This window comes from Citrobacter sp. wls613 (genome assembly GCF_005281195.1).
Taxonomy (GTDB): domain Bacteria; phylum Pseudomonadota; class Gammaproteobacteria; order Enterobacterales; family Enterobacteriaceae; genus Citrobacter; species Citrobacter gillenii.
Map to the genome: position 1 here is coordinate 26875 of NZ_SZXN01000036.1, position 11827 is coordinate 38701.

The window sequence follows — 11827 nt, forward strand, 5'->3', positions numbered from 1 at the left end:
AATTCAAACACTTACAGCCCCATCATTCAAGGACACACATCACACTTGGAATTACTTGGAATATTCTCCGGTAAAGGGGCGTTCAGTGTCGGTCAAAGTTTGACCTTTCTGTCGTAGATGAGCACCTGTCCTTAAGTCTTGTGTCCAGAAAAAAGCTGTTTATCTCGACTATCTCCTCGTAATCTGAAATCCCTTTAGCCTTAAGGTCATGAAAGGTGAAATCGGTCAAAATGCCTGACACTTGGCCTGCATGGTTTCTTGTCTATACCTTCATTTCGTTAAAACCTTTGTACATGTACCGATTACCGTACTGGTTGCTGATCTCGTAGGCTGATTTTGGTCGCTGTCGGGCTTTTCTATCGCAGCCCGCTACTCTGAAAATATTTCCAGCCAGCTAAAAGATCAGTTGACTGCTACAATACCGGGAGAGTCGAACGGCAAAGAATATTTTGCTTATTATCACTGTCCGTGCCTTAATGAACTCATCATTTCGATATACAGCAAACGTAAACATTTTATCGGCCAGTCCTCATTACCAGGTACTATCGCTGATACTTTTTTTAGTCTATACGTTTGTTGTTCCCTTCATCATGTGAAATTGGAGTAATTATGTCCTCAAGAATCAGAGGCTTGGTAAAATGGTTTAAGGAAGACAAAGGTTTTGGTTTCATCTCTCCGCTTGATGGAAGCAAAGATATCTCTGTTCATGTTTCGGAACTTCAGGGCGATCATTTTAAAACCCTGTTTGAAGGACAGAAGGTGGAGTACACAATTTATAACGGTAACAAAGGTCCCGCTGCTTCTAAAGTAATACTTTGTGATAAATAGATATACGCGATCGGCAATATAGCTAAGGCGTTAGGTCTGAGAAGGTAGAATTGTAAGCTTTTCTGGAGGAAAAACCTTTTAAAATCAGGCTGGTAACTTTTACATCTTTACAGGTGTGCAGAAGCGCAGACCTCCCGTATGCACAGTATAAAAGTAACCGTTAATGGGCTGCATAAACAGTAAAGAGCGCTTATGCTCAGACGGTCTACAGCAGCATCATTGCTTTGAGTTTTTATTTGCCTAAAAACATTGTTATATGTGAGGGCGTTTAATTAATTTAACGCTCATCCTATCTGCAAGAAGGCATCTGCATCATTTTAATGACTTGAACAAAGTACTGCAAAACGGGCAGACAAGTTGAGAACCTTTTTGGACACGACTAAAACTATGTTCTGAATCTTTTGAACAACTTGGGCATGTGCATTTGACTAAGTAATTACGATTAGTTTGTATTTTTTTTACGAGTGGACATAGGGATTTCCTGCTGCAAGGGATTATAACGATACATGACGATTTTGAAATTATTTGGAATACAATTTCTTTTGGCAAATAAACTACAGGTATAGTCTGTAATGAGGCTGGTAATATATGAATGAAATATATTCGCCGCATTATCTGGATTAAAAATTTAAATTATTAAGCCATGCAATAATATAGAGTGCCAGTGTTATTATAATTACACTAATAATAAACCCGCACTGGGCGGGTTCATTTTATTATCAGTAGAGATTAACTACTCAGACTATTGCCTTCATCGCTATCGTAAGCACTACTGATAACTAGCGGGCATTACAGTGGAGTGACGTTTCCAGCTGCAGGGCCTTTAGCGCCATTTTCAATGGTGAAGGAGACTTTCTGACCTTCATCAAGTGTTTTAAAATTGTCGCTCTGGATAGCAGAGAAATGTACGAATACATCTTTGCTGCCGTCATCAGGAGTGATAAAGCCAAAACCTTTATCTGCGTTAAACCATTTTACTAAACCAGTCATTTTATTAGACATAGATATTTCCTTAATTTATGAGCCACATAAGTGCGGCGACGATGGCCTGTATTTAGAGAGTTACTTATTTGGCACTTAGGAGAAGACTCATGAAGAAGGGATATCTGTAGATAGCTCTTGAACTGAGGACTGCTTTCATAAGGTCTGTTTTCCAAACCGATGTCGCTATTAAGACATATTAAAATTAATTCAGCAAGGTATATGTTATTTATTTTAACCATTTAAACGCCTGGGTGGCTGAATGGCTGACTGATAAATTCCAGAATATAACTAGTGTGGGTGCTACCTGGCACGCGACAAGAGGCATTACACCCTACTCATTTAAAGTACCCGTCCTTCTGCCACTGTGGAAAGCCTATCATTTTGTTGTTGGCTTTTACGATCACTTCCACATCGCCATCGCTGACGTTAATCAGATTGGTGGATTAGACGTGCAGAGTTGGCGCGGATTTCTCTGCCCCTATCAGCGGTCACGAAAATCGGAGTGGGGCAACTCCACCAAGGGAGAAAGTCCTCCTCTAGCCGCCATTATTCAAACGGTTAACTCAATTCCTCTCACGGCAGGTCTCACCGATGTTTTTTCTTTGAATATCCTCACAAGTTTGTCTCTGTATTGCCTGCCTGGCGCGAAAATACGCTTCGTATAAACAAAAAGCCCGCTTCATATGAAGCGGGCTTGCTGCGTATTGAGCAGAATTAGAACTGGTAGACTAAACCAAGGGCAACGATGTCATCAGTTGCGATGCCATTACTTGCATAGAAGTTGTCGTCTTCGTCCAGCAGGTTGATTTTGTAATCAACATAGGTGGACATGTTTTTGTTGAAGTAGTAAGTCACGCCAACATCCACATATTTGACCAGATCTTTGTCGGTGTAACGAGGGGTGCCATTGCTATTGTGATCCCAGCCGCCTAAGTCAACACCTTTAGATTGCAGGAAGGAAACCGCAGGACGCAAACCAAAGTCGAACTGGTACTGAGCGGTTACTTCAAAGTTCTGGGTTTTGTTGGCAATACCGCCTTCTAATCCATCTCCTTTACCATATGCAGTCATATTGCGAGTTTCAGCATACATGGCCGCCAGGTAAATGTTATTAGCGTCATATTTTGCACCGATGGTCCACGCATCAGCGGTTTCACCGCCAGCATAGCTATTGGCATGACTACTGTCGCCACGGCCACGTGCAACCTGGTTGTCAGTACGATCGGAACTGGAATATGCAGCACCCAGGCTTAAACCGAAGTCGAAATCGTAAGAGGTGGACATACCGAAACCGTCGCCATTTTCACGCGCCAATTTACGGTTCTCACCATTGCCGGTACCTTCGCCGGAGCCCGCGCTTTCGTTGTTACCTTGATACTGCAGAGCAAAGTTCAGACCTTCTACCTGACCAAAGAAACCTTTGTTACGGTAGGTTGCCACGCCGTTGGTGCGGCCGGTCATATATACGTCGGTCTGAGTGTAGGTATCGCCACCAAATTCTGGCAGCATATCGGTCCAGGCTTCTACGTCGTAGACCACGCCGTAATTACGGCCGTAGTCGAAGGTACCGTTTTCACCAAAGCCTAAGCCGGCAAAGCCCAGACGAGTCCAGGAGTTTGCGCCTTCGCCTTCAGCATTGTTGGCCATAACCTGATATTCCCACTGACCGTAGCCGGTGAGCATATCGTTAATCTGGGTTTCGCCTTTAAAGCCCAGACGCGCATAGGTCTGATCGCCGTCGCTGCCAGCGTCATCAGAAAAATAACGCAGGCCATCGACTTTGCCGTACAGATCCAGTTTGTTGCCATCTTTATTATAGATTTCTGCCGCATTTGCTGCGCCTGCAGCTAATAATGCCGGGAGAAGAAGTGCCAGAGCTTTTCTTTTCATTATGTATTCCCTTATGATAATAATTGATGTGAATATGTAGTTCTATCCAAAAGACTACGTTTTGATACTATTCTATGAAGTTCATTTATTTTAAAATATAACGTGTAACAAATCTATTTAAAAGATTTCAAAATATTTCTGTTTGGGTTTTTGTTATTTATTTAATATGTTTACGTGTTTCATATTTACCATGTAAATGATTTATTTATCATCAGGTTATGAGTTTGATGTTAATTATATTGAATTTTGATTTTATATAAATTTAATATGTTAATGTTGATTGTATTTATAATTTTTAGATTCTGGTCCTGGTCCATAATGATTAATCATTTGATGTTATAGAATGGGTGGGTTAATTTATACGGTGTATATATGGCCGTAGCGCTCGCGAGGAATAGCATGGATTTACAGTACTGGCAGTCGCAATTTGAAGCATGGTTACGTGAAAATCACCTCGGGCAGGATGCAGCCCATGACATCTTTCATTTTCGTCGTGTGTGGATGACGTCACAACAGCTGGGTGCTGATGCAACCATCGACTGGCTGGTGGTGCTGACAGCCTGCTATTTTCATGACCTTATCAGCTTGCCGAAAAACCATCCTGACCGACATCGCTCGTCGATACTGGCGGCGCAGGAAACCTGCCGCGTATTGACACAGTTTTTCCCCACATTTCCAGAAGACCGGCTGCCGGCGGTAAGTCATGCCATTGAAGCACACAGTTTTAGCGCAAAAATTTCGCCAACCACGATCGAGGCCAAAATTGTTCAGGATGCTGACAGACTTGAGGCGTTGGGGGCCATTGGCTTAGCCCGCGTATTTGCGGTTTCTGGTGCACTGGGGGTGGCATTGTTTGATGCGGAAGACCCTTTTGCACAACGGCGCGAGCTCAACGACAAGCAGTATGCACTCGATCATTTCCAGACCAAATTATTGCAACTGCCGCTGACGATGCAAACGGCGCAGGGACGGTATTTAGCGCAGCATAACGCTGATTTTTTGCTGACCTATATGGCGAAATTAAGCGCCGAGTTAAAAGGGGAGTATGAGGAGCTGGATCTCACCGCGATTCAGCCCTTTAAGGCGCATCGGTAGCCTGCACAGCTGAAACGTAAACACCTCTGTTTTATGTTAACCTGTCGCTAATCCATTTCGGCCGGTTAAATGTATGCAGGAAAATTTTTCAGTAACAGGCACCATAAACCTGATGACAGAGGATACCGGGATCGCCGTGCAGGTGATGTTGGCTAAGCTGCTTGAGATTTACGACGTGAAAACGCTGGTGGCTCACCTTAATGGCGTCGGTGAGCATCACTGGAGCCCGGCCATCTTTAAACGTGTGGTGGCGAACGAGACATGGCACCGCCTGAGCGATCGTGAATATTTCCACCTGAAGACCTTGCTACCGACACCGCCGGTGCATCATCCGCAGTATGCTTTTCGTTTTATCGATCTTTTCGCCGGAATTGGCGGTATTCGCCGCGGCTTCGAAGCGATCGGTGGACAGTGCGTGTTTACCAGCGAGTGGAACAAGCATGCGGTGCGTACTTACAAAGCGAATTACTATTGCGATCCTGACCAGCACCATTTTAATGAAGATATTCGCGATATTACGTTAAGCCATCGTGCCGGGGTGAGCGATGAGGAGGCGGCTGAACATATCCGCCAGCATGTCCCTCAGCATGATGTGCTGCTGGCCGGCTTTCCCTGTCAGCCGTTTTCGCTGGCAGGCGTCTCCAAGAAAAATGCCTTAGGTCGCGCGCACGGTTTTGCCTGTGATACGCAAGGTACGCTATTTTTCGACGTGGTCAGAATCATTGATGCCCGCCGTCCGGCAATCTTTGTGCTGGAAAACGTCAAAAACCTGAAGAGCCATGACCAGGGGAAAACGTTTCGCATCATTATGCAAACGCTGGATGAGTTAGGGTATGACGTGGCGGATGCGGCGGAAAACGGGCCGGACGATCCTAAAATTATCGATGGAAAACACTTTTTACCGCAGCATCGCGAACGTATTGTCCTCGTGGGCTTTCGACGCGATCTGAATCTTAAAAATGACTTTACGCTACGGGATATTGTCACCCGCTACCCGCAGCGACGTATTACGCTGGCCGAGCTGCTTGAACCGACCGTTGACGTGAAATACATCCTGACGCCGGTGTTGTGGAAATATTTATATCGCTACGCGAAAAAGCATCAGGCGCGGGGGAACGGCTTTGGCTACGGCATGGTATATCCTGGCAATCCGCACAGCGTAACGCGCACGTTATCTGCGCGCTATTACAAGGACGGGGCAGAAATATTAATCGACCGTGGCTGGGATATGGTGCTGGGTGAACAGGATTTTGACGATCCGCACAACCAGTTGCACCGACCACGTAGACTTACACCTCGAGAGTGCGCGCGCCTGATGGGATTTGAGTCGCCTCAGGGTTATCAGTTCCGTATTCCGGTATCTGATACCCAGGCCTATCGCCAGTTCGGCAATTCGGTGGTGGTCCCGGCATTTGCGGCGGTAGCCCGACTGCTGGAGCCAAAAATCAAACAGGCCGTCGCGCTGCGTGAGAAAGAGAGTCTGCATGGCAGACGTTCACGATAAGGCCACGCGCAGTAAAAATATGCGGGCAATCGCGACCCGCGATACGGCGATTGAGAAACGTCTGGCCAGCGTATTGACGGAGCAGGGGGTAACGTTTCGCGTGCAGGATGCGGCGTTACCTGGCCGCCCTGATTTTGTGGTGGATGACTATCAGTGTGTTATTTTTACCCATGGTTGTTTCTGGCATCACCACGAGTGTTATTTATTTAAGACCCCCGCGACGCGCACGCAATTCTGGCTGGCTAAAATAGGCAAAAACGTCGAACGCGATGCGCGGGATCGCGAGAGACTGCAGGCACTTGGCTGGCGGGTACTCATTATCTGGGAGTGCGCCATACGAGGGCGAAAAAAACTCAGCGATGAGGCGCTGTCCGAGCGCGTGGTCGAGTGGATCTGCAGCGGTGGCGCTACCGCGCAGATCGACACCCAGGGTATTCATTTACTGTAACGACTTTTCCGACGGTGCGGCGACCGCGTCTGCTTTGACCGGGAACAGGTATTTACCCAGCGTCACCAGCACCACGGCAAAAACAATCACTCCGAGTGCCAGCCACTCGATGAACGCCAGGCTTTCACCTCCCAGACCGGTACCTAATAAGACGGCAACAACCGGGTTGACGTAGGCATAGCTGGTTGCCAGCGCCGGGCTCACGTTACGGATCAGGTACATATATGCGTTGATGGCGATAATGGAGCCGAACAGCGCCAGGTAAGCGACCGCCATAAACCCAGAAAAAGATGGCATTGTAGTCAGCTTTTCCCCGGAGATAAGCGAGGCCCCCATCAGCACGATACCGGCGGCGAGCATTTCAATTGCACCGGCCATCATACCCACGGGTAAGGTAATGCGGGAACCGTACACGGAACCGAATGCCCAGCTCATTGAGCCAATCAGGATCAACACTGCACCCCAGGGGTTACCACTCAAATTCCCGCCGCTGTTAAGCATAATGATCCCGGCCAGTCCGATAGCGATGCCCATCCACTCCAGCTTGCGGGTTTTAATGCCAAAGAAATAGCTGAAGCACAGCGTAAACAGTGGGACGGTGGCGACCACCACGGCAGCGATGCCGGAAGGGACGTTCTGGTGTTCGGCGACGGTGACCAACCCATTTCCCACAGCCAGCAGCAGAATACCGATCAGTGCGGCATTGAGCAGCGGGCGTAATGGCGGCAGTTTGTGGCCGCGCAGAAGTAAAAATGCGGTTAACAAAATCCCTGCAGACAGAAAACGCACGCCGGCCATCATGAGCGGCGGCCAGCTCTCAACGCCAATACGGATAACGAAGTAGGTGGAACCCCAAATGATGTATAGCGCGAACAGCGCACTGAAAAGCGGTAACAATTGCCTGAAACGCATAATCCCTCACGGTGGAAATAAAAAGGCGCAACATAGTAAACGTCAAAACTATCGTGCTGGCGAGATTTATAATTGCCCGTTGTTGTTAAAAATTTGTTGACCATAAAGGTGAGTTTCAGCATCACGTTTTTTACTTCATACTAATGACGGAAAAAAATAATATTGAGGGTGAAAATTTTGGCAGGAAGTAGCTTACTGACCTTACTCGATGACATCGCCACGCTGCTTGACGATGTCTCCATGATGGGAAAATTGGCCGCAAAAAAAACCGCGGGCGTTCTGGGAGATGACCTGTCGCTTAACGCGCAGCAGGTATCGGGCGTACGGGCAAACCGTGAACTTCCGGTCGTCTGGAGCGTGGCAAAAGGATCTTTCGTCAACAAAGTTATTCTTGTGCCGTTGGCGTTACTGATCAGTGCCTTTATTCCCTGGGCGATTACCCCGTTATTAATGATTGGTGGGGCGTTCCTCTGTTTTGAAGGCGTGGAAAAAGTCCTGCATACGCTGCAGGCGCGCAAACATCAGGAAACGCCGGAAGAACGCCAGCAGCGTCTGGCAGAGCTGGCGGCGCAGGACCCACTGACCTTTGAGAAAGATAAAATCAAAGGGGCCGTACGTACCGATTTTATTTTATCTGCGGAGATTGTGGCGATTACGCTGGGAATTGTGGCCGATGCGCCGTTGCTCAATCAGGTTCTGGTGCTGTCAGGGATCGCTTTAGCGGTGACCGTTGGCGTATACGGCCTGGTTGGCATTATCGTCAAGTTGGACGACATCGGCTTCTGGCTGGCTGAAAAGCGCAGCGCGGTCGCTCAGGCGCTGGGTAAAGGCTTGCTGGTGGTGGCGCCCTGGCTGATGAAAACGCTGTCGGTGGTAGGAACTCTGGCGATGTTTTTGGTAGGGGGCGGCATTGTCGTCCATGGGATCGCGCCGTTGCATCATGCGATCGAGCAGTTCACCCAGCAACAGAATCCATTCATTTCAATGATGATTCCGACTCTGTTAAACCTTGTATTGGGCTTTATCATTGGTGGCATTGTGGTACTGCTGGTGAAAATGGTCGCAAAACTGCGCGGTGTTTCACACTAATTTTTGTTTACCTGATTATGCAAAAAGGCTGCTTGTCGTCTAAGGTGAAAAGGTTTCTCTTGATACAGGGGGCAGGTATGGTCTTTTCTGTCAGTGAGGAAGTCACCGTGAAACAGGGTGGCCCACGCATGATTGTCACCGGATACGCTAGCGGCATGGTCGAGTGTCGCTGGTACGATGGCTTTGGCGTCAAACGGGAAGCATTCCGTGAAGATGAACTGACGTCCGGTAAAGGGCAACAACGGCAGGATGCCTGAACATTACGTTCAGGCGTAAGTGAGTGATCTCTCAACCATTAGTTATATTTATCATTTTGGTGAGAATTATTTACTTGTCAGGCAAAAAAATTGTAGATAAGGTTGGCCTCACATCAGATTTCCTGGTGTAACGAATTTTCAAGTGCTTCTTGCATAAGCAAGCTTGATCCCGACCCACTGAGGGCCGGGATTTTTTTCGCCTGAAGTCAGCGATTGATTTCCGTCACGCTAAAATCGTGGATATCCAACTCAAACGCTTCGGCTAACTCATGCCATGTATGGTAATCACGACCGTCAACACTGACGCGATCCGGGTCATCGCGGCTGCGATGAATCTCGCTCTCGCAGATTTCGTTGATTGCCTCCAGCAGCGCGTCTACATCAACGCTGACCTCACGTTTGGCCGTCTCGCTGTACTCTTTCGCGGTTTTCATTCACCTACCTCTCAACCGTTACGGATACCGGGTGTATGCAGCAAAATCGCTGACGCACACTTTCTAAGTATAGACCGTCGAGAAAACCCGCAATCGCGCGCGCCAGGCGCTGCCAGAAAATAGAATTTGTTCTACACTGGCACAAAGCCACAGGAGGAAAATGATGAAGGTGAATGATCGGGTTACAGTCAAAACGGACGGCGGTCCTCGTCGGCCTGGCCGGGTACTGGCAATCGAGGAGTTTAGTGAAGGCACCATGTACCTGGTTTCGCTGGAAGACTACCCGCTCGGTATCTGGTTCTTTAACGAGTCAGGTCATCAGGATGGTATTTTTGTGGAGAAGGTAGACTAATCATACCGCTTGTGTCTTGATGCTGACTGGTGACATTCCCACCAGTCAGCACATACTAGCGCATATTCACAAAGATACCGTTGGTGACGTTATCGGTGAGTCGAACGACGTGATAGATCACCTGTTTATTATGCGTTTTGATCTTTCGTTTTATATTCCCCTTATGGGATGAGACGGTTTTTGCTTTGATATTCATTTGATCGGAAATCTGAATGGTTCCCTGACCCTCCATCCACATGCGTAACATGCTGGACTCGGTGCGGCTTAATGACAGTGTCGGCAGATTGACATCGACAACAATATCCACATCCTTTTTAAGAATATCGCCAAGCAATTCGTCCAGTGAATCCGGTTTAATCGACTTTGAGCTGATTAATAAATTTTTTCTGACCAGGAGATATTCATCAAAATGGACGTTGGCAATAGCCATAAATACGATAAATAATGTACTGGGATGCTGATTAATGATCTGCTTTATTTGCTGACTGTTAGCCGGATCGTGGATGAAACAGTCTTCATTAATAAACACCACAGCAGGTTGATGTGCGTCACAGGCGATACTGAGTTCATCAACGGTTGAAATACCGTTGATTTCCTTTTTTTTCACCCCCCGGCTTACCAGATACCCGGTCAACCCTAACCGGGTGTAACTGCATAAATCCATAATAATCGTTGACATGGCATACCCTCACTCAATGCGTAACGATAATTCCCCTTACCTGATTATTTCTGCACAACTAAACGGAATAATAACAACCCAAGATGACGCTTTTACTGCTTGTTTTCAGGCGGATTTACTATCCCGTAAAGTTGCGTATAATTTGCCAGGAAACTTCTTAAAGTAAAGTAAATGTTGCGTTCTGTGAGTAAGGCAAAAACAAATAAGCCGCGGCAGCGTTATCCTGGTAGATGTGGTCTATTTTTTAATTTCGGACAATCCTTAGTAAAACAGGATAAATACTATGGGTTATTATTTGTGGGCATTTCACTGATGATATCGGCAAGTAAATTAAAAATTTCGCTGAATAATCGTTCGCAGAATGGGGCAATTAATGGCATTAATGCGGCCATTAAAGAAATACCTACCGTCAGGGTCAGCGGAAAGCCAATGACAAAAACGGAGAGCTGGGGAGCCATACGATTTAACAATCCGAGCGCGAGGTTGAGCGTGAGCAGCAGCGTCATCACCGGCAGCGCCAGCATCAGCCCGTTGAGAAATATTAAGCTGCCCGCGCGCGCGAGGGCGAGGAAGGCATTACTGTTTACCGGGTGACCGCCGATCGGCAGGGTATGAAACGTGTCTACCAGCAGTGAGATCAACCATAGGTGACCGTTAAAGGTCAAAAACAGCAGCATGGCAAGTAAATCCATCAGTCGTGCCAGCACGGGCATGTTCAGTCGACTGCCGGGGTCAAAGAATGTGGCGAAAGAAAGCCCCATTTGCAGGCCAATTAACTCACCGGCCGTACGCACAGCAGCAAATGCAAATTGCATGGTGAAGCCTAACGCAATACCGATCAGGATTTGCTGCATCGCCAACCATAAAGCCGCGATGGAGAAAATTGGCACGTCATTGGCAGGTAGGGACGGGGCGATAACCACCGTTATCATCAGGCCCAACCCCAGCTTTACCCGCTTAGGTATCGCACGCTCACTGAGGATGGGTGCCGTAGAAATGAGTGCCAGTACACGCAGCAGTGGCCAGAAATACAGGTTCAACCAGTAAAGCCATTGATCGCTCGTCACCTGCAGCATGGCGGCGTCTACCCGATGATATAGGGGATATTGCTGAACAGCGTACGCACATAGTCCAGCAACAGGTTAAGCATCCACGGCCCGGCCACAATAATAGCGACAAAGACCGCGACAATTTTCGGAATGAACGATAGCGTCATTTCGTTAATTTGGGTTGCCGCCTGCAGGATGCTGATAATCAGCCCCGTCACCAGTGCAACCAGTAACAACGGTGCGGCGAGGGCAAGAGCGACTTTCATCGCCTCGGTGCCCATCATCATGACCGATTCAGGTGTCATT

Annotated in this window: 15 protein-coding genes and 1 pseudogene; 7 read left to right on the top strand and 9 right to left on the bottom strand. The window is 47.6% G+C overall.

Annotated elements, in window-relative coordinates:
* Nucleotides 1-92: 92 nt before the first annotated feature.
* A pseudogene (locus FDX01_RS05825) lies at nt 93-355 on the bottom strand (integrase); the annotation flags it as partial.
* Nucleotides 356-609: 254 nt separating this feature from the next.
* Here FDX01_RS05825 and FDX01_RS05830 point away from each other — a divergent pair.
* A complete protein-coding gene (locus FDX01_RS05830; protein WP_096757531.1) occupies nt 610-828 on the top strand; it encodes a cold shock domain-containing protein in 219 nt (72 codons plus the stop codon).
* 312 nt (nt 829-1140) lie between these two features.
* On the opposite strand, the gene FDX01_RS24085 is transcribed toward FDX01_RS05830, so the two are convergent.
* The 3 genes from FDX01_RS24085 to ompC all read right to left on the bottom strand — a co-directional run bounded on the left by FDX01_RS24085 (nt 1141) and on the right by ompC (nt 3702).
* Nucleotides 1141-1440: a YnfU family zinc-binding protein gene (locus tag FDX01_RS24085; protein ID WP_283205034.1), complete on the bottom strand. Its 300-nt coding sequence runs from the start codon at nt 1438-1440 to the stop codon at nt 1141-1143.
* A gap of 177 nt (nt 1441-1617) precedes the next feature.
* Nucleotides 1618-1830, bottom strand: coding sequence for an RNA chaperone/antiterminator CspA (gene cspA, locus FDX01_RS05840; protein ID WP_096757530.1), 213 nt, complete (start codon nt 1828-1830; stop codon nt 1618-1620).
* 696 nt (nt 1831-2526) lie between these two features.
* On the bottom strand, nt 2527-3702 hold the full coding sequence (ompC, locus tag FDX01_RS05845) for a porin OmpC (protein ID WP_117341893.1): 1176 nt from the start codon (nt 3700-3702) through the stop codon (nt 2527-2529).
* A 399-nt stretch (nt 3703-4101) separates the two neighbouring features.
* Here ompC and FDX01_RS05850 point away from each other — a divergent pair, with 399 nt between their 5' ends.
* From FDX01_RS05850 to FDX01_RS05860, 3 genes are all read left to right on the top strand, one after another.
* Complete coding sequence (locus FDX01_RS05850) at nt 4102-4797, top strand: phosphohydrolase (RefSeq protein WP_137399404.1); 696 nt, start codon at nt 4102-4104, stop codon at nt 4795-4797.
* 73 nt (nt 4798-4870) lie between these two features.
* Nucleotides 4871-6301, top strand: a complete 1431-nt coding sequence (locus FDX01_RS05855) for a DNA cytosine methyltransferase (protein WP_137399405.1) — start codon at nt 4871-4873, stop codon at nt 6299-6301.
* Nucleotides 6282-6749: a very short patch repair endonuclease gene (locus tag FDX01_RS05860; RefSeq protein WP_096757526.1), complete on the top strand. Its 468-nt coding sequence runs from the start codon at nt 6282-6284 to the stop codon at nt 6747-6749. The genes FDX01_RS05855 and FDX01_RS05860 overlap by 20 nt, the downstream gene beginning before the upstream one ends.
* On the opposite strand, the gene yedA is transcribed toward FDX01_RS05860, so the two are convergent.
* Nucleotides 6741-7661 carry a drug/metabolite exporter YedA gene (yedA, locus tag FDX01_RS05865; RefSeq protein ID WP_096757525.1) on the bottom strand — a complete coding sequence of 307 codons (921 nt, stop codon included), beginning with the start codon at nt 7659-7661 and terminating at the stop codon, nt 6741-6743. The genes FDX01_RS05860 and yedA overlap by 9 nt on opposite strands.
* Nucleotides 7662-7835: 174 nt before the next feature.
* Between yedA and FDX01_RS05870 the strand changes: the two genes are divergently transcribed.
* Both FDX01_RS05870 and FDX01_RS05875 read left to right on the top strand, forming a co-directional pair.
* Nucleotides 7836-8750 (top strand): DUF808 domain-containing protein, encoded by a 915-nt coding sequence (locus FDX01_RS05870; protein ID WP_170974185.1) that lies wholly within the window; start codon nt 7836-7838, stop codon nt 8748-8750.
* A 77-nt stretch (nt 8751-8827) separates the two neighbouring features.
* Nucleotides 8828-9007, top strand: coding sequence for a DUF2158 domain-containing protein (locus FDX01_RS05875; protein WP_170973029.1), 180 nt, complete (start codon nt 8828-8830; stop codon nt 9005-9007).
* 206 nt (nt 9008-9213) lie between these two features.
* On the opposite strand, the gene yodD is transcribed toward FDX01_RS05875, so the two are convergent.
* Nucleotides 9214-9441, bottom strand: a complete 228-nt coding sequence (yodD, locus tag FDX01_RS05880) for a YodD family peroxide/acid resistance protein (RefSeq protein WP_096757522.1) — start codon at nt 9439-9441, stop codon at nt 9214-9216.
* Between the two features lie 163 nt (nt 9442-9604).
* On the opposite strand from yodD, the gene dsrB reads away from it, so the two are divergent.
* Nucleotides 9605-9793, top strand: coding sequence for a protein DsrB (gene dsrB / locus FDX01_RS05890; RefSeq protein WP_170974186.1), 189 nt, complete (start codon nt 9605-9607; stop codon nt 9791-9793).
* A gap of 55 nt (nt 9794-9848) precedes the next feature.
* Here dsrB and rcsA read toward each other — a convergent pair whose 3' ends face one another.
* From rcsA to fliQ, 3 genes are all read right to left on the bottom strand, one after another.
* Nucleotides 9849-10472, bottom strand: a complete 624-nt coding sequence (gene rcsA / locus FDX01_RS05895) for a transcriptional regulator RcsA (protein WP_135912239.1) — start codon at nt 10470-10472, stop codon at nt 9849-9851.
* Between the two features lie 281 nt (nt 10473-10753).
* Complete coding sequence (gene fliR, locus FDX01_RS05900) at nt 10754-11548, bottom strand: flagellar biosynthetic protein FliR (protein ID WP_115258834.1); 795 nt, start codon at nt 11546-11548, stop codon at nt 10754-10756.
* A gap of 8 nt (nt 11549-11556) precedes the next feature.
* A complete protein-coding gene (gene fliQ, locus FDX01_RS05905; protein WP_115258833.1) occupies nt 11557-11826 on the bottom strand; it encodes a flagellar biosynthesis protein FliQ in 270 nt (89 codons plus the stop codon).
* Nucleotide 11827: the final 1 nt, after the last annotated feature.

Excerpts from the sequence above, each read along its gene's own strand:
- FDX01_RS05830 (WP_096757531.1), top strand. The coding sequence starts at position 610 with ATGTCCTCAAGAATCAGAGGCTTGGTAAAATGGTTTAAGGAAGACAAA.
- FDX01_RS24085 (WP_283205034.1), bottom strand. The coding sequence starts at position 1,440 with ATGCGGCGAATATATTTCATTCATATATTACCAGCCTCATTACAGACT.
- cspA (WP_096757530.1), bottom strand. The coding sequence starts at position 1,830 with ATGTCTAATAAAATGACTGGTTTAGTAAAATGGTTTAACGCAGATAAA.
- ompC (WP_117341893.1), bottom strand. The coding sequence starts at position 3,702 with ATGAAAAGAAAAGCTCTGGCACTTCTTCTCCCGGCATTATTAGCTGCA.
- FDX01_RS05850 (WP_137399404.1), top strand. The coding sequence starts at position 4,102 with ATGGATTTACAGTACTGGCAGTCGCAATTTGAAGCATGGTTACGTGAA.
- FDX01_RS05855 (WP_137399405.1), top strand. The coding sequence starts at position 4,871 with ATGCAGGAAAATTTTTCAGTAACAGGCACCATAAACCTGATGACAGAG.
- FDX01_RS05860 (WP_096757526.1), top strand. The coding sequence starts at position 6,282 with ATGGCAGACGTTCACGATAAGGCCACGCGCAGTAAAAATATGCGGGCA.
- yedA (WP_096757525.1), bottom strand. The coding sequence starts at position 7,661 with ATGCGTTTCAGGCAATTGTTACCGCTTTTCAGTGCGCTGTTCGCGCTA.
- FDX01_RS05875 (WP_170973029.1), top strand. The coding sequence starts at position 8,828 with ATGGTCTTTTCTGTCAGTGAGGAAGTCACCGTGAAACAGGGTGGCCCA.
- yodD (WP_096757522.1), bottom strand. The coding sequence starts at position 9,441 with ATGAAAACCGCGAAAGAGTACAGCGAGACGGCCAAACGTGAGGTCAGC.
- dsrB (WP_170974186.1), top strand. The coding sequence starts at position 9,605 with ATGAAGGTGAATGATCGGGTTACAGTCAAAACGGACGGCGGTCCTCGT.
- rcsA (WP_135912239.1), bottom strand. The coding sequence starts at position 10,472 with ATGTCAACGATTATTATGGATTTATGCAGTTACACCCGGTTAGGGTTG.
- fliR (WP_115258834.1), bottom strand. The coding sequence starts at position 11,548 with ATGCTGCAGGTGACGAGCGATCAATGGCTTTACTGGTTGAACCTGTAT.
- fliQ (WP_115258833.1), bottom strand. The coding sequence starts at position 11,826 with ATGACACCTGAATCGGTCATGATGATGGGCACCGAGGCGATGAAAGTC.